This is a genomic window from Candidatus Vicinibacter proximus, from assembly GCA_016713905.1.
Lineage (GTDB): Bacteria > Bacteroidota > Bacteroidia > Chitinophagales > Saprospiraceae > Vicinibacter > Vicinibacter proximus.
Map to the genome: position 1 here is coordinate 1,272,192 of JADJOE010000003.1, position 26,707 is coordinate 1,298,898.

Sequence of the window (26,707 nt, forward strand, 5' to 3'; positions counted from 1 at the left end):
TCCAATTTCCTTGGAAATAATAAATTTTTTTAAAAGGAAGAAAAACCCGAAGCATGAGACTGATGAACATGGCTTACCAATAATTTCCTGTATCACTTCAGTGTATAATGAATCTTCGATTATTGAATCAAAATTGATATCTCTGCTGGAATCGGATTATCCGAAAGATAAATTAAATGTGTTTGTTGGTTCAGATTGTTCTGCTGATGGCTCAGATGAAATTATTCATAAATTAACGCATATATATTCTAACCTAAACTTTTTCCCATTCAAACAAAGAAGAGGAAAGGCAAGTGTTATAAATGATTTATTAGATGAAGCCTTGAAGAAAAATCCAAAATCACCAGATCATATTATCCTTTATAATGATGCAAATGTGATCCTTTGTAGAGATACCATAAAAAAATTAATCAGAAATTTTCAAGACAAAGATATTGTTTTGGTGGATTCAAGAATTATCCCGGAAAATCTAAGAAAAGATGGCATTTCAAAATCCGAAGATAAATACATGAATTTGGAAATACGGATCAAAAATCTAGAAGGCGAAATTTGGGGTGCAATGATGGGCGCCTTTGGAGGATGCTTTAGTATTCGATCAAACTTCACCACCAAAGTTCCGGTTAATTTTCTAATGGATGATTTTTATATTTCTATGTCTGCCATGCAAATGGGTGGCAAATGTATTAATGACCTTGATGCTGTGTGTTATGAAGGAATTCCTAATCAAATTCAAGAAGAGTTCAGGAGGAAAACAAGAATTTCTGCTGGAAATTTTCAAAACCTGACAGTGTATTACAATTTTTTAATTTCAAGGCCTGTATCTAGGGCATATGCCTTTTTTTCACATAAAGTGTTGAGATGGATTGGTCCTTTCTTATTGATTTCAATTTGGTTATCCGCATTGGGACTGGCTTATAGTATTCCAGATCCATACCTTTATGTTTTTTACATAATCAATATATTTTATTTTGTACTTCCCATAGCCGACTGGATTTTAAGTAAAATACATGTGCATGTGAAGGTTTTGCGTGGTATCAGATATTTTATTTTGATGAACTTTGCACTGTTAAATGGGTTTATTAAATTTATTAAAGGCATTCAAAATAGTGCCTGGCAACCACCAAAAAGAACCGTTAACTAATGATAAAATTTAATTCCATTGAAGATGCCATCATAGATTTTAAAAAAGGTAAAATCTTGATCGTAGTAGATAATGAGGATAGAGAAAATGAAGGAGACTTTATCTGTGCTGCTGAAACCATTACGCCTGAAATTGTAAACTTTATGGCTACTCACGGAAGAGGTTTAATTTGTGCTCCCCTGACGGAAACTAGAGCAGATGAATTAAACCTGCCTTTAATGGTTCGTTCAAACACCTCTCTGCATGAAACTGCTTTTACTGTCTCCGTAGATTTAATCGGACATGGTTGCAGTACAGGAATTTCAACCTATGATCGTGCTTTAACTTTAAAAGGTCTTGCAGACCCAAATTTTATTGCCGCCGATTTTGCTCGACCTGGTCATATTTTTCCTCTTAGGGCTAAAGACGGGGGTGTTCTGCAAAGAGCTGGACATACTGAGGCGACAATTGATTTGGCCAGGATGGCAGGTATGCATCCGGTTGGGGCATTGATAGAAATCCTGAATGAAGATGGTAGTATGGCCAGGCTCCCTCAATTAATTGAAAAAGCGAAAATATTTGATCTTAAAATAATCTCAATAAGCGATTTAATAGAGTACAGACTTAGAAGTGAACGATTAGTAAAATCTGAAGAAAGGTGGTCTCAGGAAATTATGGGGCATAATTTTGAAATCATACAATATAGCCAGATAAATTCAGGGGAGAAGCATATTGCACTTGTAAAAGGCAAAATAGATCCTGAGAAAACCGCTTTAGTTCGTGCCCAATATTGTGATAGTTTGGCTGAAATCATTGACTTATTGATTCATAAAGATCAAAGCCTGTTGTCAAAAGCCTTCAAAAAAATTGAAGAAAGTGAAAGTGGTGTACTGTTGTTGATTACAAATGACAGTAAGGAAAAAGACCCAATGTCTAAATTATTCTTAGAAAAGCCTAAAGTTTTTAGGCCAGAGCAAGATCAAAGGGAAATAGGCATTGGGAGTCAGATACTCAGAGATCTGGGCATTAGAAACATGAAGTTGTTAAGTAATAAACCTAAGAAAAATATAGCTTTAGAAGCTTATGGACTAAATTTAGAAGGATATGTTCCTTTTTAGATTACAATGTTTTCTGAGCCTTTTTATGATCATCTAAAAATTTTTGCAAACCAATATCTGTAAGTGGGTGCTTAAGCAAGCCCAAAATCGCATCCAAAGGACATGTCACTACATCAGCACCGGCTTTTGCAGCTTCAACAATTTGTCTTGAATTTCGAATTGAGGCAGCTAAAATTTCTGTTTCATAGCCTTGCAAAGTATAAATTTCAAAAATATCTGAAATCAACTGCATTCCATCCCAATTGGAATCATCAATTCTCCCGATAAAAGGAGAAAGATAAGTGGCTCCGGCTTTTGCTGCCAAAATTGCCTGTCCGGCACTAAACACCAAAGTGCAATTTGTTTTTATTCCCAATGTATTGAATTCACAAATTGCTTTTATGCCTTCCTTAATCATTGGTATTTTCACCACGATATTGTCTGCAATCTCAGCCAACTCCTTCCCTTCTCTCAACATTCCTTCCAAGTCAGTGGAAATTACTTCTGCGCTAACATCTCCATCCACTAAATCACATATCTTTTTATAGTGCGTGTATATATTTTGTTTGCCGGTTATCCCTTCTTTTGCCATAAGGCTTGGGTTAGTTGTAACCCCATCAAGAATACCTAACTCTTTAGCTTCAGCTATTTGAGCAAGATTAGCCGTATCTATAAAAAATTTCATGTTTTAGAGAAATTGAGGTGTAAAAAAAAGGTAAGAGCCCATCGCACCGCTCAACCGCATACCCTTGCTGCATTTCTGCCCTGGGGGATTAGAAGGAGCTGGTCGTGAACCCTTACCGGACGCAAAAATAGATTTTTCTATTTTAATAACGGAAAAAATTCATCCATACCTTTCCAATAACCTGTTGGGTCAGGAAAATTTGTCCAAACCATCCTTTCCTTGAGTACCGGATGGGTAAATGCAACCTGATAAGCATACAGACAAAGTTCATATGCCGGTTTCGGTAGACTTTTGCCATATTTGACATCGCCTAACAAAGGACAACCAATGTGGGCCATTTGGGCTCTAATCTGATGTGAACGACCTGTAATTAACTTAATTTGAAATAAAAACTTTCCGTCCTTACTGCCAATCAATTTATAGTGTAACCTTGCATATTTTGATCCCGGAACCTCATTTTCATACACTTTTGAAAGATTAATTTTTTCATCCTTCACCATATAGTGTATTAGCTCGTCCTCAACTTTTGGTGGCCGACAGTCACTAATAGCCATGTAATACTTGTCTACCGTGCGTTCTTTAATCTGGTCATGAAGTCTGGTAAAGGCTTTGGAAGTTTTTGCCAAAATCAATAATCCCCCTACCGGCCTGTCAATTCGTTGGAGCAATCCAAGGTATACCTCACCAGGTTTATGGTACTTAACCTTTAAATAATTCTTAATGATATCTATAAGGTTCGGGTGTCCGGTTTCGTCACCTTGAGATAGGAGCCCTGGATATTTCTCAAGGACAATTATATGGTTATCTTCGTAAATTATTTTGGGAAGCATGTCTGGAAGCAAAAATAGGATTAAGCTAGCGATTTCACCTTGTCCAAATGATACCTTTATTTTCGGACCAATGATACTGGGGTTAACTAACCAAGCTAAAGGTATAGAAAAAAAAGATATTTTAACAGAATACTATGATATTCAAACACTTAATGAAATTGCATTATTAAATACCCATGATGTAATTAAAGTAAGTGCAGCACATGCAAATTCAATCTCGGACCACTATGATTTCCTTACCTGCGGGGGAGCAATGGGATTAAATTGCGGGCCATTGCTGATTTCTAAAAATGAAAGAAATCCTCATTCAATTGATTTCAGTCCTGTGATACTACCCGGCAAAAATACTACAGCAAGGTTTTTATTTGAGTACTCATTCCCAAACGCTAAGTCTAAATTCTACGGCACTTTTTCAGAAATAGAAGAGCTTCTCATCAACGAAGTGTATCCATATGGCGTAATCATTCACGAAAACAGATTCACTTTCGAATCTAAGGGTCTGGTCAAAATTATGGATTTGGGTGAAAATTGGTATCAAAAAACCGGATTACCAATTCCTCTTGGACTAATTGGTATAAAAAGAGATCTTGAAGACAGTCTAAAAATTAAAATAAAACAGTTAATCCTCTCGTCATTGGAATATGCGACTAGATATGTAGAACAAATATTCCCTTTTATTAAGTCCCATGCTCAGGAATTAGATAGAGACGTGATTTTTCAACACATTGAGTTGTATGTTAATGAATTTAGTTTTGATATAGGAACGGCCGGTAAATCTGCAATCGTTGAATTATTTAAATCTTCCCAATCGGGAGAAAAAGTTGCACAAATAAATTTTATATAATTTATAGTCGTACACAAATTTATATATTTATAATAATTTATATGTTTGAAATTATTATAAATTAATATATTATATATTAAAAAATATTAAAATATATTAATTTCGCGTTGTGTAAGTTTTGGTTATTAAATGTAAAAACATTCTAGCCCATGAAATGTCATGGGCTTTTTTATTGATTACAACTTAGTTTATTGAACATTTTCCTTCACGCAGACAATCGTAAACCAATGGTTTTCTGAAGAATTTTAAATTATTCAAAATCCAAACTTTATTAAATCATTGATTATCTAAACTTTATGAATCGATACAATACAAAACAAGTAATGTCTTTAAATTATTAGGATGAAATATTGTACAGTTTTCAATTTCTAGGAAAGAATTGGCATGATAATTGGATACATCTTAATCGAGTTTTGAGTTTTGGTTATTAAATGAAGATTTGCCCGTATAACGTATGCGGGCATTCTTTTTTTAAGAGAAATCCTTCCCTGTTCACTCAAAATCGTAGTTTTGTGGGAACAAAACGAATGGTCATGGTCATAGGAGTTCCAAAAGAAATTAAATCTAACGAAAACAGAGTTGCATTAACCCCTGCAGGAGCGCTGGAGCTCACCAAACGCGGACACCAGGTTTATGTTCAAAGCACCGCTGGTGTGGGCAGTGGTTTTACAAATGATAATTACATTAATGCGGGAGCTAAAATTTTGGCAACTATAGAAGAAATTTATGCTATCGCTGATATGATTATTAAGGTTAAGGAACCTATCGAGTCAGAATATAAACTTATAAAAAAAGATCAATTACTCTTTACCTACTTTCACTTTGCATCCTATGAACCTCTGACAAATGCCATGATTGAAAGTGGGGCGGTTTGTCTTGCCTATGAAACCGTAGAATTGCCTGACAGAAGTCTTCCACTATTAATTCCAATGTCTGAGGTAGCCGGACGTATGGCCATACAGGAAGGAGCCAAATACCTTGAAAAACCTCAAAAAGGCAAAGGGATTCTATTGGGAGGTGTGCCTGGAGTTCCACCTGCGAAAGTACTCGTGCTTGGCGGAGGTGTTGTTGGTACCCAAGCGGCTAAAATGGCAGCAGGATTGGGCGCCCAAGTGACTTTGATGGATATAAGCCTAAATCGATTGAGATACTTGGCTGATGTGATGCCGGCAAACGTAAATACCATGTTTTCAAATGAATTAACCATTAGAGAATTGGTTAGAAGTCATGATTTAATTGTTGGTGCGGTTCTCATACCGGGTGCAAAAGCCCCTAGCCTCGTTACCAGAGACATGCTTTCTACTATGCATCCTGGCACTGTATTGGTAGATGTTGCCATTGATCAAGGTGGTTGTATCGAGACCTCTAAACCTACAACGCACGATGATCCTATTTACATAATTGATGAAGTAGTGCATTATTGTGTTGCTAATATGCCAGGTGCTGTACCTTACACCTCAACTGTAGCACTCACTAACGCTACCCTACCTTATGCCATCCAATTAGCCGATAAAGGTTGGAGAAAGGCTTGCTCTGAAAATAAATCCTTGATGTTGGGATTAAATGTTGTTGGTGGCAAAGTAGTATATGAGGGTGTTGCAAAAGCATTCAATTTATCTTACACCAAAGTGGAAGATGTAATTTAAAAAATTTACAAAAAAATTTGTTTGCAATGATAAAATCATCTTAACTTAAGGTGTTATTTCATTGTTCACATTTCAAACCTATAAAATATGTATATTACTTTGGAAGAACTTCGTCAAATCAAACACCTTTTACCCAGTGGAAGTATCAAACGGATTGCGGATGAGTTAAATATTGACGAACAAGCAGTTAGGAATTATTTTGGAGCAAATCATTTGGAGAATTCAGGGAACCATCTGCAAGCTGGTCCCAATGGGGGTATTGTACAAATAGAAAATTTGGAAATTCTCAATTTGGCTAAGAAAATATTAGATGAGGAGAATATCGCTCATTCCAACTGATAAAAACTAAACTTTACAGGGCCTGAAAAAATCAGGCCTTTTTTATTGAATTTATATGCGTCTTTTGCGATAATTAATAACCCATTTAATGATTCCAGTATAACTTTGGCTCCCACCCTTCACTCCATTGAAAATCAAATATTTATCATAAAACCAATCCCTTAGTTCTGGTAAAATTTTCGGAAACTGATTATTATGGTAATCAATAGATTTGAGATCCCTTTGAATGGGGATAGAAATCTCACTTAAATACTTCTTATATAATTCAGGGTATATTCTAAATGCATTGCTCATAAGATATCTCCAATAACTCAACTCAGCACTGTAACGGATTAATCCTTTATCACTTTTTCTGCAGGCCAGTAAAGCAATAAAATTGCATTCCCCTTCATCTGTCCAACCAAAACCATGAGCAAATTCATGCGCCATTGTAAAAGGTATCACAAGAGAATCCAAACCACTATCTACATAGCCCTCCCCTGAAAATGGCCAAAATATACCCGCAGTCCCAAAAACCAACAAACACCCCGCTGGTTCTAAAACACGCACTCTTACACGGTTATTGCCAAAGACAAAAAGTTCATTAAAAACATCTGCAACTCGAATTCTGAGTTCTCGTTCTATTTCTAAAAAAGTAAAATTATTATTCTCAATATTTAATTCGACTCTTAAATTACATAGCTCATCAGTAATTTCATTTAGCTCTCTTTCAAATTCAAAATAAGCTATATCATGATTCAGGTCAAGTCGGTCCCTTAAAGGAATTTTAAAATAATTGAAACCCCAAGACAGGTAGAAAAAAGAAACGTGCAATAGGATAAAAGCCAATACCTTTTGAATTAACTTCTTTATTCCAAGATTTTTACGCATTCTGAGATAACCCAGATATATTCCGCAAATGAGGAGAATAAAAAACCACCAATACAATAAGGGGATGGGGCTAATAAATGACAAAGTACCCCAAAAATATCTACTGGACGAATAAACAGAAGTCACAAAATATTTTTCCATAATCTCTGGTGGAAGCGCATACAAAATCACTCCATACCCCAAACAGCACAGAAATATTAAACTGCTAATTATCAAGAACTTATCTGCAATAAATTTCATTCAAATTCCTCAAATGTAATGTCTATTTTTGACTGATGAACCAAATAGCAATTATTCTTGTTTTCTCAGTTAAAATAAATAAAGATGGCATTTGAATTTACAGACAGCAACTTTCAGGAGAGTGCTTTAGCAAAGGACGGTGTGGCCGTTGTAGACTTCTGGGCAGAATGGTGTGGACCTTGCAGATTAGTTGGTCCTATTATTGATGAACTTTCAAAAGAGTATGAAGGGAGAGTCACCATCGGCAAATTAAACGTTGATCATAACCCACAGGTATCTATGCAATTTGGCGTAAGGTCAATTCCAACCATTCTTTTCATAAAAGAAGGTCAAATTGTTGAAAAACATGTTGGTACAGCAACTAAGGCAACTTTAAAGCAAAAAATTGATTCCTTAGTTTAAGTTTCTTGACACAAAGCAATAAAGAAGCCCTTATCTTTGTTACGGTAGGGGCTTCGTTATTTAAGCAAATATGAATTTTTTTGATCAATTTCCTGTACAGGCATTCAACCATCTTGAGCTTTTAGCCAATCAGGTGGTTGAAGGCTTTATAATAGGTAAGCATAAATCTCCATTTCATGGATTTAGTGTTGAATTTGCCGAACACAGACTCTATAATATAGGTGAAACTACAAAGGACCTGGACTGGAAAGTATATGCTAGAACAGATAAACTATTTGTTAAAAAATTTGAAGAAGAGACAAATCTAAGATGCCAAATTGTTATCGACACTTCTTCATCCATGTATTTTCCGGAAGAGAAATTAAACAATGGACTCATACTGAATAAGTTAAAATTTTCTGCTTTAGGGGCTGCATGCATTATGAATATCCTGCGTAAGCAACGAGATGCTTTTGGCATCAGTTTGTTTGATGAAAAACTTAATTTTCAATCTCAGACAAAATCAAGCACGACACATTATCAATTACTCCTAAGCATCCTAGAAAAATGGATCAATGATTTCGATTTAAATAGAAAGAGTTCTACTGCACAGGCTTTGCATGAAATCGCAGATCAAATCCACAAAAGATCCATGGTTGTAATCTTTAGCGACATGGTTGACGACACGGAAAGAGTAGATGATCTTTTTGGTGCACTTCAACATCTTAAACATAATAAACATGAAGTATTACTTTTTCATGTAGTTGACAGAAAATTGGAAATTGAATTTGGTTTCGAAAATCGTCCCTATCAATTTGTTGATATGGAAACAGGGGAGAAAGTTCGCCTTCAGGCACATCAGATAAAAGAAAGATACATTGAAAAGATGAAGGAATATCATTATTCAATTCAAAACAAATGTATTCAATATAGAATAGATTATCATGAAGCTGATATTAATCAGGGATATGATTATATTCTCCAATCCTTCTTAGGCAAAAGAAAAAAAATGCAATAAATTTTTGGTCAACAAAATAAAATTTATGAGTAAAATTATTCTTAGTAAAATTTCTACTGATGCTCCAGCCAAGGCAGATAAAGAGAAAATGGTAAAGGAAACTGAAAAAATGGCAAAAGAAATTGGTGAATTTGCAGATAAATTTTATGCAGAAAAAAAACACAGTTTACTTGTAGTACTACAAGGAATGGACGCAAGTGGTAAAGATGGGGTTGCCAAAAGTGTTTTCACATACTGTGCACCATTAGTAGTTGATGCCCACCCTTTTAAAAAACCATCAGAGGAAGAAATGCAACATGATTTCCTGTGGCGGGTTCATAAGTTTTCACCTTCAAAAGGGCAGATTAAAATTTTTATAAGATCTCATTATGAAGACATATTAATACAAAGAGTACATAATTGGATAAATGATGATCGTGCACACTTAAGACTGGAGGCCATTAACAATTTTGAAAAACTTCTACAAGAAGACAACCAAACTACAATACTTAAATTTTATCTTCACTTGTCGCATAAAAGACAAATAGAAAAACTTGAAGAAAGAAGGACCGCTTTAGATAAACAATGGAAGTATAATCCACAGGATTTTGAAGAAAGTAAACTGTGGGACAAGTACATGAGGTACTATGAATCCGCCATAAACGGTAGTGAAATACCTTGGATTATTGTACCATCTGATCAAAGGTGGTATCGCAATTACTTCGTTGCAAAGAAAGTTTTCGATACTTTAAAAAATTTGAACCCAGAATATCCCAGACTAGAATAAGACAAATGAGAATAGATAAATGGCTTTGGACAGTCCGTTTTTATAAATCAAGAACATTAGCTTCCTTGTCATGCAAATCTTCGAAAGTTAAGATTAATGGCCATGAAGCCAAAGCATCCAGTTCTATTAAAATCGGAGATCTGATAGAAATTAAGAAGAATGGCTTTTATTTAAAATACCAGGTCCTAGGATTACCTGAAAAAAGAACTAACGCCACACTGGCCAGTCTGGCATATACAAATCTCACGCCTATTGAGATTCTTAATAAATATAATACAGCTTATACGGAATCATCTTATTTTAATTTGAGAAGTAAAGGATCTGGGCGACCTACAAAAAAAGAAAGACGAGAAATGGATATCCCGCTTATAGAATCCAATGAATGGCCGGATTTTGACGATTTATGAATAAATTTTAAAAAATATATTACCTTTGCCGGGTCACTAAAAATGCCCTAAATGAGAGGGCATTTACATAAAATTTAATCTGGGGGTTTAGCTCAGCTGGCTAGAGCGCTTGCATGGCATGCAAGAGGTCGTCGGTTCGACTCCGATAACCTCCACTTTTTTTTGTTAATGAGGGAACCATTTTGAGACATATTTTGATTTACCATTAAACGAGATTGTATGCTAAGACTTTTCTTCTTGATCTCCTCTCTTTTAGTTCTACTTTTTCTCAAAAACCATTCATTTAATTACCCTCCAGTTAATAGTGCAAGTGTCGGAGATGATCATTTGGTAAAATTGTATCAAAAATGTGAATTGACCGGAATATTGAGCTTTGAAGTATTTTCAAAAGCTGTAGAAGGCATACGAAAATTCAATCCTCAAAAAAATATTATCTCAATTTGTGATTTCACTCTACCTTCTTTCAAGGAACGCTTTTTTGTAATAGACCTAGAACATGCCAAATTAATAACTACCAGTTTAGTTGCACACGGAAGGAATTCTGGACTTATTATGGCAAATTCTTTTTCAAACAAACCTAATTCACTTCAATCCAGTTTGGGTTTTTTTCGTGTTGGTTCGAAAATAAAAAGCCCAAAACATGGAGATGCACTTTTGCTGGAAGGCTTGGAAAAGGGTCTAAATGATCAAGCCAGAAACAGAGAAATAATCATTCATGCTGCTGAATATGTTAGTAAGGACTATATTGAAAAAAATGGAAAATTGGGTAGGAGTTTTGGATGCCCTGCTTTACCAAGTTCCATTCTTAAAACAATTTTACCAAAAATCGGTAATGGAAGTTTGCTATATATTCATGGCCAACAAAATATTAAAGCATAAAATATTTTATTGTTGAAAACTAAAAATTACCAGATATAAACTAATGTTTAAATACTTGCTTGAAAAAGTTTTCTGCCAAGTTTTTTTAAGTTTAGTTTTTATATTATTCACAAGCCATTTTTTGGTGTATACTTCTTGTGTCCATAAACACAACAAAAAATTTCTGATCCAGGACACTACATTATATTCCCCAACAAAATTTACAGATTTAACCATAGACAGAAGTAAATTTGTTACATATTTAGAAAAGTTCAATATAGATTCAAATATTTGTGAAGACATCCTGTCTTTTTATGAAAGAAGAGAAAATCAATTTGCATGGTTTACAGAAAATGGAATTTCTGAAGCAGCTGTTAACTTTAGTAACTTAGTCGATTTATACAAACTTCAGCTTGGAGACAGCACAATAAAATTAGACCTATTAGATCAAATTTATGAAAAGCTAAACCATGACTCTAATTACTTTTATAAACATCCCGAAGAAATCTATAATGTAGAATTTTTTCTCACCACATCTTTTTTCAATTATGCACATAAAGTATATTCCGGAATTTATAAAAACCCAAAAGATCTTGAATGGTACATTCCCAGAAGAAAGAAAAACTATGATCATTTATTAGAAAGTATTGTTAAAAAAGATAAGGATTTTTCAAAATATGAACCCATAAATCCATTTTATCAAAGCTTAAGAACGAAGCTGATCTATTTGAAGTCAATTTTTCCTCAACTTACAGAACTACATGAGGAAATAAAATCACTACAATTTTCTAATTTACCTGTAGACTCAATCCCAAAATCGATAATCAATTATCTAAAATTATTAGACGAATATTCTTATGATCAATATGACTGTCCCCTATTTTCAAACTACATTCAAAGCTATCAAAAACATCATGGGATTAATGGTTCAGGTCAGCTGGATAGCATAACATTATCCACACTTCAAATTTCACCAGATGACATTTTAAAAAAAATAATTATTAACATGGAGCGGATGCGCTGGTTAACAGACACCATTCCTAACCGCTTCATTCTTGTAAATATCCCTGACTATAAGCTTTTTGTTTTTGATTCTTCAAAATACCAATGGGAAATGAAAGTCGTTGTTGGCAAAAGCATTCATGCAACAAATATTTTTGCCGGAAATATGGAATACCTGGTTTTTAATCCCTATTGGAATATACCTCCAAGTATTATTAAAAATGAAATCCTTCCATCTTTAAAAAAGGACCAAAATTATATTAATCGTAATGAAATGGAGGTTTTGTCCGGGAATGAAGTATTAAATTCAAGAAGTATTAATTGGAAAAAATACAAGGACAATGTTCCTTTTACTATTCGCCAAAAACCTGGACCAAAAAATGCATTGGGAAAAATCAAATTCATTTTTCCAAACAACTTTAATATATACCTTCACGACACCCCAGCTAAATCACTATTTACTGAGCAAAAAAGAGGATTTAGCCATGGATGTGTTAGATTGGCAGAACCTCTTAAGTTGGCCGAATATTTATTAAGCTATAATTCTAGTGAATTGAAGAAAATTTACAATTCCGACAAAGAAATGAAAGTCATTCTCCCTCATCCTATTTCGGTTTTGATATGCTATTTCACTGCCTGGGTTGACATCAATGGGAATCTTAACACCAGAGAGGATCTATACAGGCATGATGAAAAGCTTGAAAGGGAAATTTTTGGAAAGGTGAAATAAATTACTTGTAGTATTTGCTCTATAATTACTGCTTTCTGTTTCAAGGAAATCCTTCCTATATTTAAACTTAATATTATATATAATTAAGTTTTTTTGCAGGAAAATATTTGCAGCATTCTTGTTTAAGCATGGTTAATAATTAAAAGCTAAAGTTTTAACCCGCTCATAAGGAACTATTTTATTCAACAATTTGTTCTACAGTCATTATTTCACAATTAAAATTGTTTTATGAGTTTACAGAATAAGTATAAGCCAGTTTTGGATCTTGGTGTTGAATTAGGAATCCAGGACGGATTTGTTCAAGAAGAGAATGGCGTTTTAAAAATGGGTGGTGTTGCTGCGACCCAATACCAAAAAGATCAGATTTGGGATAAGATAAAGTCAATAGGTGGTGAAAACCCAAGTGATTTAATAGCTGATATTAACGTAAGTAATACAGCATACTACACCAAACATACTGTTGCTAAAGGAGAAAGTCTGAGTTTAATCGCCAAAAAGTATTACAAAGACCCAATGAAATACAAGGCTATTTTTGAAGCAAATACAAATATCCTTAAAGATCCAGATTTAATTCACCCTGGACAGGAACTTGTGATTCCAAATTTATAAAAAATCCTAAACATAAAATGTGGCCTTGGCATAATTCCAAGGCCTTTTTTTTGTATTTATTAAAGCTTTAAAATTATATTGTCCAAAATATCGTTATTTGCCTAAATCTCAACATAATGCTTCAAACCAGGATCTTTTTAATAGGAGTATTTTTATCAACTTTTCTACTCATGCTAGCGCAAAATCCTCAGACAAATGCCGTTGTAGAAAATTATAGCAAACTTGATCCGGGAGAAGCTGTACGGGCGATCTTAATTGATAAACAGAATTTTAAATGGTTAGGTACAGACAAAGGATTATATAGACTAATCAGTATAGATTCAGACCCAGAATTAATCAGTTCAGATTCCATTACGGGGCTTACTGAAGACAAGAAAGAGTTAGTCTGGTATGGTAACCGAAAACAACAATTAACCACGGAGGATCAAGCTCAAACCATCACACTTGGAGCAACCAATGCAAAAATAAGCTGTATGACCTATTACAAGGGAGACATTTGGGTGGGCACAGACCAGGGCTTATTCAGGGTTTCAGATGATCAGGGTAAAGTTTTACAACATCACAAAACCAGTAATTCCAAACTAAAATCCAATCAAATAAACATGCTATTTGCTGATCCTGAAGGAAAGCTTTGGGTGGGAACAGATAATGGCGTAGTTATTATTGAAAAAAATGACTGGGATGCTTATGAAAAAGAACATAAAATAACAGGTGCTGTTGCAACAAAAGAAGGAATTTGGCTTTTGGCAGAAAAGAAAATGTGGTTAATTTACAAGGAGGAAGGTAGAGACAGATGGCAAGATGCCGCTGTTAAAAGAGGATTAAGTTCAGGACCAGTAAGAGCAATTGTTGCAGATAGCAAAGGGCAGATATATGTTGCATCGGAAATTCTCGTAAAATTTGATCCTTATACCGATAAAAGTCTTCAGATAGATAAAGATTACGGATTTGTATCTGCACAAACCCTCTCCTTAGCATGTGATAAGAATGACGATTTATGGGTAGGAACCGCGGACAGAGGTTTATTCAGAATTGATATCATTGAAGGAGATGTTGAAGAGTTGTCCGTGGTGGCATTTTCCAAAGGCGAAATAAAATGTCCAGGGGTAAAATCGGCATCTATTACAGTCATTGCGCGTGGGGGAAAAACTCCCTACAGTTACCAATGGAATAAACCTGAATTCTACGGCAGTAAGATCGATTCTGCAGGGGCTGGCAATTATTCTGTAACCGTAACTGATGCGGAAGGCGAGGAATTCGTGGCAACAGTTCAGATACGAGAACCAGAGCCAATAGACGTTGAAATATTATCTAAACAAAGGGTGTCTGAGATCAACAAAAAAGATGGAAAAGCGACAATCAAGGTAAAAGGTGGGTCTGCTCCTTACAGAATTATTTGGGACAATGGAAGGACCGGACTATCCGTATCTAATTTATCCGCAGGAAAACATGTGGTTAAAATTTATGACCAAAATCAATGCTTCCAATCATCTAACCTCTATATAGAAGCTCCAAAGGCAATTCCTGAACTAGAAAGAGAAAAATTAGCTGTTGGCCAAACATTAAGGATAAACGAACTTTATTTTACCGCTGATTCTGCTATTATTTCTAGTGAATCATACCCTGTAATTGATGAAATCTTTGAATTTCTCATAAAAAATAAAGACATTGTAATTGAAATTGGTGGACACACAAACGGGATTCCTCCACACGAATATTGTGATAAACTGTCCGCTCAAAGGGCCAAAAATGTAGCGAATTACCTGTATGAAAAAGGTATTCCTTTAGATCAGATTTCACATAGAGGATATGGAAAACGCGTTCCCATTGCATCGAACGAAACCCTTTCCGGCAGGCAAAAGAACCAACGTGTGGAAATGAAGATTATAAGTTTGGCAAAATAAACTATCCACAATATTGATTGACCTTGAATTCGAACAAATATATATGATAAATTCATATATATTTGTATTTTATTTATGGTTTTAGAATTTTAGATATGTCAAATTTGAATTTAACTAAATGTCCAATTTGCGGTTCAGATTTGATCATCAAAGGAATAGAGTTAAAGGATTATAAAATTTCGCAAGAACAATTTCAACTTGCAAGTTGCGCTCAATGTGATCAATTATTTACCCAAAATCCACCAACAGAATTAAATTCAGGTGATTATTATAAAAGTGAGCGTTACATTTCTCATTCCAATTCGAACAAAGGAATAATAAATTATCTGTATCATATCGTGAGGATATACATGCTTCGAAGGAAAAGGAAAATAATTTCCAATATTACTTCAGCTAAAAATCTAATTGATATTGGTTGCGGCACCGGGTACTTCTTGAATGAAATGCAAAGAAATGGTTATCGGGTAAATGGAATTGAACGCAGTCCTGAGGCCAGACAATTTTGTATTGAAAAATTTAAATTGGATGTTTTCTCACCCGATTATATATTTAATGATCTAATTCAAAATAAGTTTGAAATAGCAACGATGTGGCATGTTTTGGAACATATATATGATCCCAACAAATATTTGAAAGCAATTCACAAGATTCTCCAAGATGAGTCTTATCTCTTTATTGCTGTGCCAAATTACAAATCCAATGATGGTGAACATTATCGAGATTATTGGGCCGGATATGATGTTCCCAGACATCTATGGCATTTTGATACCTCCACAATTACCAACTTAGTGGAAGGTGTTGGTTTTCAATTAGTGTCTTTGCACCGTTTGCCGTTTGATTCCTATTATGTTTCACTACTGAGCGAAAGTTATAAAAAGAATCGTTTTTTTGTGTTCATGGGTTTGTATAGAGGGCTTATATCTCATATTGTGAGCTTGTTTAAGATTAAACGGACAAGTTCAATTTTGTATGTTTTTAAAAAAAAATAAAATGATAGGAACTGCAGAACGTGTATCTGATCATGACCAAACAGACAATTACGTATATCAGCGCTGTTTATTTGCCTACCATGAGGCTGTAAATAGGATTTCCGGAAGGGTACTTGAAATTGGAACAGGCAGTGGTCTTGGCGTAAAGCTGATAGCAGCACAGTGCAATGAATTTATCACAGTGGATAAATATGCCAGCGATATTGAATTTTCCCAATTCCCCAATGCAAGATTTCTTCAAATGGAAATCCCCCCCTTTAAAGGCTTTGAAGATAATTACTTTGATTTTGTAATATCTTTCCAGGTAATAGAACATCTGGAAGATGATTCTTTATTCGTGAAAGAAATATTAAGGGTGCTTAAGAAGGGAGGAAAAGCGATTCTAACTACCCCAAATCGAATTCAATCTCTAAGCAGGAATCCTTGGCATGTAAGGGAATACCTTGGTTCTGAACTTGAAGAATTACTATTAAAGCAGGGATTTAATTCAGTAGAAAAACTTGGTACATTTGGGAATACAAAAGTCTTAGAATATATTGAATCAAACAAAGCATCCATTAAAAAGATAACCAGATTTGATATTTTTAATCTTCAGTATAAACTACCAAGAAAACTTTTGCAAATCCCATACGATTTTTTCAATAGAATGAACCGAAAAATGATCGCAAAAAACATTACACAAGTAAACGGTTCTATAAAGGTTGATGACTTTTACGTTGGTCTCCAAAATGAAGATAGCCTGGACCTCTTTTTTATAGCAACTAAATGAGCTTAAAGCAAATTGAAAAAGAAATTATTCAGCCATTTCAACTTGTCTGGATGCTTTCTTTCTTTCATTTTCATCGAGGATAACCTTTCTTAATCTTAATGACTTTGGTGTAGCCTCTAAATATTCATCTTCCTGGATATATTCCAAAGCTTCTTCCAAAGAAAAATTTCTTTTGGGTGTTATTTGTGTAGTTCCATCACTTCCGGAAGCACGCATGTTGGTAAGCTTTTTACCGGTTATTACATTTACTACCAAATCTCCTGGACGAATATGTTCGCCAATTACTTGTCCGACATAAATCTGGTCTCCCGGGTCGATAAAAAAGGATCCCCTATCCTGCAAATTTCCAATTGAATATGCAGTGCAAGCTCCCATTTCTTTTGAAACGAAAACACCCATCACTCTTGAAGGAATCGCACCTTTCCAAGGTTCAAAATCTTTAAATCTATGCGCTATAATCGCTTCTCCAGCCGAGGCTGTTAACAACATATTTCTTAAACCAATTAAGCCTCTTGAAGGGATGTTAAATTCTATATGCGTCAAATCACCTTTTTGTTCCATAACGGTCATTTCCCCTTTACGTTGGCTGATCAATTCTATAACCTTACCACTAAAAGCTTCCGGGACATCAATGGTCAGAAGTTCAATTGGCTCACATTTTACCCCATCAATTTCTTTTACAATTACCCGAGGTTGGCCTACTTGTAATTCATAACCTTCTCTTCTCATGGTCTCAATAAGGATCGAGAGATGTAATATTCCTCTACCATAAACCAGGAAAGCATCCGGAGTATCTGTTTCTTCCATTCGCATAGCTAAATTTTTCTCTAGCTCTTTTTCCAATCGTTCTCTAATGTGTCTTGAAGTAACAAATTTTCCTTCTTTTCCGAAGAAAGGTGAATTGTTAATCGTGAATAACATACACATCGTAGGCTCATCTACTTGAATAGGAACCATACCTTCAGGATTTTCAAATTCTGCAATGGTGTCTCCAATTTCAAAATTCTCTATTCCAAATACACCACAGATATCGCCGGCGACAACTTCTTCTACTTTAATTTTGCCTAATCCCTCAAAAGTAAACAACTCTTTAACCCTGGATTTGAGAATAGAACCGTCGCGCTTGACTAATGAAACTGGTTGATTTACTCTAATTGAACCTCTTTTAACTCTTCCAATGGCAATTCTGCCAATAAATGATGAATAATCAAGAGAAGAAATCATAACCTGAAGACTACCTACATCAATCTTAGGTGAAGGAATATGTTCAATAATCATATCCAAAAGGTAAGTAATATCAGCGGTTGGATTTTTATAATCCGGCCCCATCCATCCTTGCTTTGATGAGCCATATACTGTAGGAAAATCAAGCTGCTCTTCGTTGGCATCAAGGTTGAAGAACAATTCAAAAACTTGATCGTGCACTTCATCCGGCCTACAATTTGGTTTATCTACTTTATTGATTACTACAATGGGCTTTTTACCCATGGCCAATGCTTTTTGCAAAACAAACCTGGTTTGAGGCATAGCACCTTCAAATGCATCTACCAACAATAAAACCCCATCAGCCATGTTTAACACACGCTCCACCTCTCCACCAAAATCGGCGTGACCTGGCGTATCTATGATATTAATTTTGACATCCTTATACCTAACGGAGACGTTCTTTGCCAGAATAGTAATACCCCGCTCACGCTCTAGTTCGTTATTATCCAAAATCAATTCGCCAGTTTCCTGATTTTCTCTGAAAAGTTTTGTCTGATGAAGAATTTTATCAACCAAAGTGGTCTTACCATGGTCAACGTGCGCGATGATTGCGATGTTACGTATCTGAGTCATATTAATATAATTATCGCAAAATTAAGACTAATGCGGCAGCTTAAGGTGTTAAAATCTCAGAATAACAAATAATTTACAATAATAATCTGATGATTATATATTAATATAATCTTAATATTAAATTCAGAATGAAACATTTTCAACTCAAGAAAAACTTTAACTACACTTTGCTTTCGCTGTTTTTTACAAAAAGCACCGTTCGAATTCCTTAAGTCTTTCTCTTTAAAATGTAAGCTATCTGTATAAAAATTAAATAACACCAAGGAAGTGCATGCATTATAAAATCAAACCAATCGATGTACTTCATTCCAATTGCTCCTCCCAGAATCCATTTTATTTTCCCATAAATATGTGGTTCAGGAAAGTAAGGCGTCAACCCCAATGTAAGACATAAAACTACAGCAAATATTAGCGATCCATTATTTTTAAGCATTTTTATCTCCTTTCAATGGTTGAATCATTTGAGCAATAAATCCATTTGGGTAATTTTCAGAATTTTCAAATCCTAACTCTGCGTTTCTACCATCCGATGGTATATATGCAGTTTTAAACAAATAGTCCCATAAGCTTAGACTTATTCCATAATTAACTCCATAAATGCCTTCAGGTAATTTTTTTGCATGATGCCATATGTGCATTACAGGATTGTTCAGAATGTATTTAAATGGTCCGTAGTTGATATTTATATTGGCATGGTTGATATGGCCGATCAACAAAGCAATCATATGAACTATAAAAAAGTCTTTTATGCCAAAGCCCAACATGGCTAAAGGTAAATATTGTATGGATTTATAGATAATAGTTTCCATAAAATGAAATCTCAAATGCGCTGCAAATCCCATTTGCTCGACGCTGTGATGAATTTTATGAAATTCCCAAAGTGAAGGAAAACGATGTAACATTCTGTGGACATTCCATTGGATAAAATCAGCCAGGACAAACTGGATAAGAAACTGACTCCACCATGGTAGTTGCCCCAATTCAATAGCCACCAGGTTTGTTATTCCAAAACTTCCCAAACACTTATTGAAAAGGTCAACAAATAAATTGGATAATGCATTATAAGCAATCAATGAAAACAGGAAAAAATTAAAAAACATATAAAAAGCATCTAGAAAAAAGTCTTTTCTAAATATTCGTTGATGCTTTCTCCATGGAAAAAGTATTTCAATTATCCATATTATTAATGAGATCAACAATAATCCATAGAAATAATTTTCAAACCACGGGAGTCCTGAAGATTGGAAAAAAATCTCATTTTTTAGATAATTCCAATATCCCGTATAAGAATTTTTTATGATTTCAATAAAACTTTCCATCTTGAGTTTAATATTTCAATAAAAATTCCAAACTTTTAGAAATAATTTCAGGATTAGGAAGCATCTCCATTTCCAAAGCAGAATTTAATGGAATTGCGGGTAAGTTTTTTGCTCCAATCATTTTAACCGGAGCATCCAAAAACTCAAAACAATGATCAGAAATTCTCCCTGCCAAACTTTGGGCGAAACTATTTTCCAAAGTTTCCTCTGTCAATACCAAACAACGATGATGTAATTTTACCTGATTGTAGATTAATTCTTCATCCAGTGGAACCAATGTTCGTAAATCTACAATGGAGATTAGCCCAGGGAAATTTTTTGCTGCATTAAGTGCCCAATGAACCCCCATGCCATATGTTATTATGCAAACAACAGGTTCTCTTTTTTTCAATTCCTCGTTAGCTTCCAGGACTAATTTACCCTTGCCCAAAGGCAAGATGTAGTCTTCATCTGGCATAATGCATTTTGCTGCATCAGTCCCGGGAACTTTTGACCAATACAATCCCTTATGCTCAAAAATAACGACCGGATTTGGGTCATAATAAGCCCCTTTTATCAATCCTTTGAGGTCGGCTCCGTTGGAAGGATAAACTATTTTGATGCCCTTGATATTACAAACAACAGATTCAACACTAGAGGAATGATAAGGCCCTCCGCTTCCATAGGCACCTATTGGAACTCTCAAAATCATACTCACAGGGTATTTTCCATTAGTCAGATAACAAGATCTTGCCACCTCGGTAAACAATTGGTTAAGTCCAGGCCATATATAATCAGCAAATTGTACTTCAACAATTGGTTTCAACCCTATGGCAGACATTCCTACCGTACTACCGACAATAAATGCTTCCTGAATAGGTGTATTGAATACTCTATGATCTCCAAATTTTTCTGCTAGGGTCGCAGCTTCCCTGAAAACCCCACCCAATCTCCTTCCAACATCTTGTCCATAGAGTAAACATTCCTGATGTTTTCGCATTAGTTCATCTATGGCAAATAGGGCACAATCCACCATCACCTTTTCAGTACCGTTCAAAGGAATTCTGTTTCCTTGTTCTTCAACAATAGGCGTTGGTGCGAAATCATGCAGATAGAGGTCAGATGGATATGGATCTTCTGCTGATTTTGCGAGATTAAAGTCATCCATCGCCACCTGATAGGCAGAAGTTTCAATTTCTTCAAGCTCGGATGATTTAAACCCACTATTTAGTAAAAAATTTTTTAATTTAGGATAAGGGTCTCTCAAAGATTGTAATTCTAAATCATCCCTATACCATTCTTTCCTTACTCCTGAAGTGTGGTGATTTAATAATGGGACTTTGGCATGTATCAGGAAAGGCCTTCTTTCTTTTCTGATTATTTGAAGTACTGATTCAATAGTATTATAACACAATTCAAAATCAGTTCCATCAATACTTATTGCTTCCAGACCGGGAAATCCCTTGGCATAATCAAATGCATTGCCCATTCGAATTTCTCGGCTATGTGCTGAAATGTCCCATTCATTATCTTGTACTAAGTAAAGTATCGGAAGTTGTTTAAGAGCAGCCATATGAAAAGCCTCTGAAACCTCACCTTCAGTAATACATGCATCTCCTAATGAACAAACAACTATTGGCTTTTCTCCAGATCCTTCGGCTAAACCTGTAATTTCTCTGTATTGCATCCCTAGCGCAATCCCTGTTGTAGGTATAGCCTGCATCCCTGTTGCTGAGGATTGGTGGGGAATCTTTGGTTTGTCCGGATCCTTCAAGCTTGGGTGAGAATAGTATGTTCTACCACCAGAAAATGGATCTGCGCGTTTTGCCATTAATTGAAGCATAAGCTCATAGGGCCTCATTCCGATTGCCAACAAAAGACTATCATCGCGGTAATATGCAGAGAGAAAGTCCTGTGGTTGTAATTGCATTCCCAAAGCAATCTGAATCGCCTCATGTCCTCTAGAGGTAGCATGAACATATTTGGAGACAAACTTAAAATTGGTTTCGTAAATATCCGTCAGGACTTTAGCAGTAGTCATTAATCGAAATGCCTCTTGCAACAACTCGTGTTTTGTCCCTTTTAACTCTAATGCCATAAATCATTCAATTCGTTAGCAAAGTTGCTAAAAAAGATGGGAATTGTCGTAACTCAATTCAAAATAGCAGGTCATACTGATTATTCTGAAGACAATATCATTTTTATATAATCTTAGGTTGAGGTTTAGGTTTTTAGATTAAAAAATGAAAATAACTAACAGATCCGGAAGCCTTAGGGTGCCTTCTAACTTAACTTAATATTACATTCATCCAACTCCCTTAAAATAAATTTAGGAAATATAATTATTGAGAATCATCTGAATCATCCAATAATTTAAAAAAAATGTTAAAAACAGTAAATCAAAAATCCAATATTCAAAATCACATTCGTTAAAATTAGCAGAGATAATAATCTAATTTTGCTCATCATGGTCAAGCTAGAAAAAATTACAATTTTTCCTATTAAATCAGTAAGTGGATTGGAATGCAATACCCATCCAATTATTTCTGAAGGCTTTAAGTATGATCGGGAATGGATGATTGTAACGCCAGATGGAACTTTCTTAACACAAAGAGAAATGCCTCAGTTAAATCAATTAGGAATTGTATCCTGTGATGAGGGTTTTTATATTTTTAATCCAAACGACAAATCGTCCGGTTTTCAAATAAATGCAAATCAAGAATCAGATAAAATCATTGAGGTAAATATTTGGGGTCAAGAATGTCTAGCGCAAACAGGTTTTAAAGATAGTTCAGCTTGGTTAAGCGATTACTTGTGTAAAGAAGTCATACTTGTGAAAATTCAAAAACGATCCAGAATTAGAAAAAGTAATTCTTGGGAATTTAATTTTCCAATTAACTTTTCGGATGGATATCCCATTCACTTAGTAAATCTTAATTCAATAAAGCAAGTTGAAGTTATCGGGAATACTCAAATAGACCCAAAACAATTTAGATCAAACTTACTTATTTCAGGTCTACCTCCCTTTGAAGAAGATAAACTTAAAGGATTTAAAATCGGAAATTTGAGTTTTGATGTAATAAAAAAATGTAGCCGATGTATTATGACAAATTTAAAACCAAACACTTCAAAATTTGGAAAAGAACCATTGAGGACCTTATCCACAATTAGAAAATTTGGAAATGAGGTTTATTTTGGGATATATGCCATTCCCAGAAGAGAAGCTGGAAAAGGTGTTCATTTAATTTCAATAAGTGATGAGTTAATCCTTGAATTTTAAGGAATTTTTATTCCTTTGCAGAACAATTCAAGTGATCAGACATTAATAATATATATGCAAGTTGTCAGTGAAAAGCTCCTTCTTATAACTTGCACAATTACAAAGCATTAAATCATGAAAGAAGTTTTTATCGTTTCTATCGCAAGAACCCCAATAGGATCTTTTGGAGGTTCTTTGGCTGGGTTCAGTGCCACAAAATTGGGTGCTTTAGCTATTAAGGCAGCAATTGCAAAATCCGGAATTGATCCATCGCTCGTTGAGGAAGTCTATTTTGGCAATGTTGTTTCTTCCAATCTGGGACAGGCGCCATCCAGGCAAGCTGCCTTGTGGGGTGGTCTTTCAAATCATACAAATTGTACGACAATCAACAAAGTTTGTGCTTCGGGAATGAAGTCCATCATGCTTGCAAGTCAAAGCATACAACTGGGACAAGCCGACATTATTGTTGCAGGGGGGATGGAAAGCATGAGTAATATCCCATATTATTTACCGCAGGCGAGATGGGGTTTAAAGTACGGCTCAGGGGAGTTGATAGATGGTTTACAAAAAGATGGACTAGTTGATATTTATGACAATATAGCCATGGGCGTATGTGGCGATGAAACCGCGGCACAATATGGGATTTCCAGAGAAGCCCAAGATGAATACGCAATTCAATCTTACAAAAGATCTGCTGATGCGACCAGAGAAGGTCGCTTTAAAGCTGAAATTGCCCCTGTGGCAATACCACAGAAAAAAGGAGAACCCATTATCATGGAAGAAGATGAAGAATTCAGGAAGGTAGATTTTAGTAAAATCCCCGGACTTAAACCGGTTTTTACACCAAACGGAACTGTCACCGCAGCAAATGCTTCTACAATGAATGATGGCGCAGCGGCATTGGTCCTCATGAGCGGAGAAAAAGTTAAAGAATTTAATTTAACCCCGATTGCAAGAATTGTGTCCTATGCCGATGCAGAACAAGCTCCTAGATTATTCGCCTCCACCCCAACTATTGTAGCACCGCTTGCCATTAAAAGGGCCGGATTGAAAACACAAGAGATAGATTTTTGGGAGGTAAATGAGGCTTTTTCTGTAGTTCCATTGGTTTTCGCGCAAGTAATTGGCGTGGATCAAAGTAAACTCAATGTCAATGGAGGTGCGATTTCATTAGGTCACCCTTTAGGTGCTTCAGGTGCGCGTATAGTTTCTGGTTTAAGCCAAATTTTACATCAAAATAATGCACGTTTTGGATTGGCGGCAATTTGTAATGGAGGAGGCGGGGGCTCAGCCTTAATCATTGAAAAAGTGTAATTAATATATAAACAATTTCCTATATATGAATTTGGCTCGGCTTTTGCAGAGTCAAATTAACCTCACCTTCATATTTAAAAAAATCATGATTTGGTGATGTATTTGTCAATAATATGGTAAATATGTTTATTGCTTTCAATCGTGTTTTATTTTTCTTATTTACTGCAACTATACTTTCAGCAACAACCATAATTCCCCCTGAAAACTTGGGGATTTTAGCAAATAATGCAGATGCCGTGGTTCTGGTTACTTGTTTATCCAGTGGACAAAAACAAGTTGGCGAAAAAACTTTCAATCAATATGAACTACAAGTCTCAGAATGCATAAAGGGCCCTCTTAGACAAGAACAAAATATTTTACTTCATTCTTTAAGCTATCAGGCTAAGGAAATGGATTTTTTTGTTTTTGGAGAACCTGAATTTACGATTGGACACGAATACTTAGTTTTTTTAGACAATGGACCTCAAGGCTGGAGATTACAAATGATGGCATGGGGAGTTTTTGAAACTAATAAAAAGAATGAAAATTATTATTTAGTACCAATTGAGGAGTCCAGCGATTTTCAAATTGCAGAAAAAAGAAGCTTTACTCCTCTAAAAGTTTATCCTAAAGAAGCCTTAATCAGAATGATGACCTCTTTTCTAAACAGAAAAAGTAGTTGGAATGAAGCTGCAATAAACACAACTTACAAGATAGAAGACTTTAGAATTAATGATCGGGCCGCTCCGGCACATTGCACCTTCCTTGTTGCCAATGGAATTAGATTCAGATGGACAGGATTTAAAGGCACTGCATTACCTGTTAGATATGATTCAATAGGAGACAACTACTTTGGAGGAGCAAACACTCAAGTACAAAATGCATTGGTTGATCTTAACAATAATTACACAGGCATTAATTTGGCAAATGGAAATACGCATGGATATATTCCCGATTGTTCAACAGGATCTGCTGCTGGTGGAAATTTTATTTCCTATATATTAAATACTTATGGCACCAGCAGAAATGCATTGGTCATATATAATGACCCTTGTGATGAAATTGCCGATCTAAATAGTTGTTCAGGAATTTTAGCTGTAGGCGGATTGTATGGATCTGGAATGCATAGCTTTGATGGCACATCCTGGTGGAGCGGTGCTTATGGGTATGTCATAGTTAATGATTCAACGGGCGCTTGTCTTACAGCCACCCAATACAAAAGAATGGTAACGCATGAATTGACTCATTCTCTTGGAATTGGCCACATCAGTGGAAATGGTACAGCAAATATGAATCCGACATGTTGTATCGCCATCCAAAATTTGGATATTGAATGCTTGAATTACACCTATCCTATTCCTCCTGCACCTATAAGCTTAATAAATTTTGAAGGTGAATTCATTAACGATTATATTGAATTGCGTTGGGAAACAGCATCAGAAAGAAACAATGCATTTTTTACAATTGAAAGATCTTCTGATGGAAGAAATTTTGAGGAAATTGCGATTGTTAAAGGAAGCAAGAATTCCACTTCAGTGGTAGCTTATAAACATCTGGATGTCAATCCAATCAAAGGAATTAACTATTACCGATTGAAACAAACTGATTACGATAGGCAATATGAATTTTTTAATACCATAAGTATATATAACCCAACTAATCAAGAGCATTTTGTTTATTATGAAAGACAAGCAAAGAAAATTTACTTTGTAGCCAATCAAATTTTGCAGGATGCAATAACTTATAAAATCATCAACATGAATGGTGAAGTTGTCAGAAGTGGAAATCTTAGTCCTGCTGATAGCAACTTCAAACAAGAATTAATGGATGCACAAAACACCCCGCCTTCAATTTATTTCATACAACTTGGCACAACTATTGGTGCGGAATGTTTTAAGGTTTTGATTGATTGAG

General features: G+C 35.1%; 24 protein-coding genes and 1 tRNA gene. 19 read left to right on the plus strand and 6 right to left on the minus strand.

Translation table 11 applies throughout. The features are described 5' to 3' along the window. Positions 1 to 10: 10 nt before the first annotated feature. A complete protein-coding gene (locus IPJ83_13620) occupies positions 11 to 1,141 on the plus strand; it encodes a glycosyltransferase (protein ID MBK7881584.1) in 1,131 nt (376 codons plus the stop codon). Continuing rightward, positions 1,141 to 2,238 (plus strand): 3,4-dihydroxy-2-butanone-4-phosphate synthase, encoded by a 1,098-nt coding sequence (gene ribB / locus IPJ83_13625; protein MBK7881585.1) that lies wholly within the window; start codon positions 1,141 to 1,143, stop codon positions 2,236 to 2,238. Before IPJ83_13620 ends, ribB begins: the two co-directional genes overlap by 1 nt. Position 2,239: 1 nt before the next feature. On the opposite strand, the gene fsa is transcribed toward ribB, so the two are convergent. Both fsa and IPJ83_13635 read right to left on the minus strand, forming a co-directional pair. Then, positions 2,240 to 2,902, minus strand: a complete 663-nt coding sequence (fsa, locus tag IPJ83_13630; GenBank protein MBK7881586.1) for a fructose-6-phosphate aldolase — start codon at positions 2,900 to 2,902, stop codon at positions 2,240 to 2,242. 137 nt (positions 2,903 to 3,039) lie between these two features. Further along, entirely contained in the window at positions 3,040 to 3,732 is a 693-nt protein-coding gene (locus IPJ83_13635; GenBank protein MBK7881587.1) for an RluA family pseudouridine synthase, read from the minus strand. Between IPJ83_13635 and IPJ83_13640 the strand changes: the two genes are divergently transcribed. The 3 genes from IPJ83_13640 (at position 3,731) to IPJ83_13650 (ending at position 6,561) form a co-directional block, all read left to right on the plus strand. Continuing rightward, complete coding sequence (locus IPJ83_13640; GenBank protein MBK7881588.1) at positions 3,731 to 4,576, plus strand: 1,4-dihydroxy-6-naphthoate synthase; 846 nt, start codon at positions 3,731 to 3,733, stop codon at positions 4,574 to 4,576. The genes IPJ83_13635 and IPJ83_13640 overlap by 2 nt on opposite strands. A gap of 533 nt (positions 4,577 to 5,109) precedes the next feature. Further along, complete coding sequence (ald, locus tag IPJ83_13645) at positions 5,110 to 6,222, plus strand: alanine dehydrogenase (protein MBK7881589.1); 1,113 nt, start codon at positions 5,110 to 5,112, stop codon at positions 6,220 to 6,222. Between the two features lie 87 nt (positions 6,223 to 6,309). Beyond that, a complete protein-coding gene (locus IPJ83_13650; protein MBK7881590.1) occupies positions 6,310 to 6,561 on the plus strand; it encodes a DNA-binding protein in 252 nt (83 codons plus the stop codon). 51 nt (positions 6,562 to 6,612) lie between these two features. Here IPJ83_13650 and IPJ83_13655 read toward each other — a convergent pair whose 3' ends face one another. Further along, on the minus strand, positions 6,613 to 7,572 hold the full coding sequence (locus tag IPJ83_13655) for a DUF3810 family protein (GenBank protein ID MBK7881591.1): 960 nt from the start codon (positions 7,570 to 7,572) through the stop codon (positions 6,613 to 6,615). A gap of 183 nt (positions 7,573 to 7,755) precedes the next feature. Here IPJ83_13655 and trxA point away from each other — a divergent pair, with 183 nt between their 5' ends. From trxA to IPJ83_13710, 11 genes are all read left to right on the plus strand, one after another. Then, entirely contained in the window at positions 7,756 to 8,073 is a 318-nt protein-coding gene (trxA, locus tag IPJ83_13660) for a thioredoxin (protein ID MBK7881592.1), read from the plus strand. A 70-nt stretch (positions 8,074 to 8,143) separates the two neighbouring features. Beyond that, positions 8,144 to 9,070: a DUF58 domain-containing protein gene (locus tag IPJ83_13665; GenBank protein ID MBK7881593.1), complete on the plus strand. Its 927-nt coding sequence runs from the start codon at positions 8,144 to 8,146 to the stop codon at positions 9,068 to 9,070. A gap of 25 nt (positions 9,071 to 9,095) precedes the next feature. After that, positions 9,096 to 9,836, plus strand: a complete 741-nt coding sequence (locus tag IPJ83_13670; GenBank protein ID MBK7881594.1) for a polyphosphate kinase — start codon at positions 9,096 to 9,098, stop codon at positions 9,834 to 9,836. Continuing rightward, positions 9,818 to 10,243 (plus strand): RNA-binding S4 domain-containing protein, encoded by a 426-nt coding sequence (locus tag IPJ83_13675; GenBank protein ID MBK7881595.1) that lies wholly within the window; start codon positions 9,818 to 9,820, stop codon positions 10,241 to 10,243. Before IPJ83_13670 ends, IPJ83_13675 begins: the two co-directional genes overlap by 19 nt. Positions 10,244 to 10,324: 81 nt before the next feature. Then, a tRNA-Ala gene (locus IPJ83_13680) sits at positions 10,325 to 10,398 on the plus strand. A gap of 64 nt (positions 10,399 to 10,462) precedes the next feature. Beyond that, entirely contained in the window at positions 10,463 to 11,122 is a 660-nt protein-coding gene (locus IPJ83_13685; GenBank protein MBK7881596.1) for a murein L,D-transpeptidase catalytic domain family protein, read from the plus strand. 124 nt (positions 11,123 to 11,246) lie between these two features. Next, positions 11,247 to 12,833 carry a L,D-transpeptidase family protein gene (locus IPJ83_13690; GenBank protein ID MBK7881597.1) on the plus strand — a complete coding sequence of 529 codons (1,587 nt, stop codon included), beginning with the start codon at positions 11,247 to 11,249 and terminating at the stop codon, positions 12,831 to 12,833. Positions 12,834 to 13,061: 228 nt separating this feature from the next. Further along, positions 13,062 to 13,442: a LysM peptidoglycan-binding domain-containing protein gene (locus IPJ83_13695; protein ID MBK7881598.1), complete on the plus strand. Its 381-nt coding sequence runs from the start codon at positions 13,062 to 13,064 to the stop codon at positions 13,440 to 13,442. Positions 13,443 to 13,558: 116 nt separating this feature from the next. Beyond that, positions 13,559 to 15,346, plus strand: coding sequence for an OmpA family protein (locus IPJ83_13700; GenBank protein ID MBK7881599.1), 1,788 nt, complete (start codon positions 13,559 to 13,561; stop codon positions 15,344 to 15,346). Between the two features lie 95 nt (positions 15,347 to 15,441). Next, positions 15,442 to 16,335: a class I SAM-dependent methyltransferase gene (locus IPJ83_13705; GenBank protein MBK7881600.1), complete on the plus strand. Its 894-nt coding sequence runs from the start codon at positions 15,442 to 15,444 to the stop codon at positions 16,333 to 16,335. A gap of 1 nt (position 16,336) precedes the next feature. After that, positions 16,337 to 17,104 carry a class I SAM-dependent methyltransferase gene (locus IPJ83_13710; protein MBK7881601.1) on the plus strand — a complete coding sequence of 256 codons (768 nt, stop codon included), beginning with the start codon at positions 16,337 to 16,339 and terminating at the stop codon, positions 17,102 to 17,104. A gap of 24 nt (positions 17,105 to 17,128) precedes the next feature. Here the strand turns inward: IPJ83_13710 and typA are convergent, their stop codons facing one another. The 3 genes from typA to IPJ83_13725 all read right to left on the minus strand — a co-directional run bounded on the left by typA (position 17,129) and on the right by IPJ83_13725 (position 22,339). Then, positions 17,129 to 18,943: a translational GTPase TypA gene (gene typA / locus IPJ83_13715; GenBank protein MBK7881602.1), complete on the minus strand. Its 1,815-nt coding sequence runs from the start codon at positions 18,941 to 18,943 to the stop codon at positions 17,129 to 17,131. Positions 18,944 to 19,368: 425 nt separating this feature from the next. Next, positions 19,369 to 20,262, minus strand: a complete 894-nt coding sequence (locus tag IPJ83_13720; protein ID MBK7881603.1) for a sterol desaturase family protein — start codon at positions 20,260 to 20,262, stop codon at positions 19,369 to 19,371. Positions 20,263 to 20,269: 7 nt separating this feature from the next. Next, positions 20,270 to 22,339: a tungsten formylmethanofuran dehydrogenase gene (locus tag IPJ83_13725; protein ID MBK7881604.1), complete on the minus strand. Its 2,070-nt coding sequence runs from the start codon at positions 22,337 to 22,339 to the stop codon at positions 20,270 to 20,272. A gap of 369 nt (positions 22,340 to 22,708) precedes the next feature. Between IPJ83_13725 and IPJ83_13730 the strand changes: the two genes are divergently transcribed. The 3 genes from IPJ83_13730 (at position 22,709) to IPJ83_13740 (ending at position 26,706) form a co-directional block, all read left to right on the plus strand. Further along, positions 22,709 to 23,521, plus strand: a complete 813-nt coding sequence (locus IPJ83_13730; GenBank protein ID MBK7881605.1) for an MOSC domain-containing protein — start codon at positions 22,709 to 22,711, stop codon at positions 23,519 to 23,521. A 114-nt stretch (positions 23,522 to 23,635) separates the two neighbouring features. Beyond that, on the plus strand, positions 23,636 to 24,814 hold the full coding sequence (locus tag IPJ83_13735) for an acetyl-CoA C-acyltransferase (GenBank protein ID MBK7881606.1): 1,179 nt from the start codon (positions 23,636 to 23,638) through the stop codon (positions 24,812 to 24,814). A 122-nt stretch (positions 24,815 to 24,936) separates the two neighbouring features. Further along, complete coding sequence (locus IPJ83_13740) at positions 24,937 to 26,706, plus strand: hypothetical protein (GenBank protein MBK7881607.1); 1,770 nt, start codon at positions 24,937 to 24,939, stop codon at positions 26,704 to 26,706. The last annotated feature ends 1 nt before the right edge of the window (position 26,707 follow it).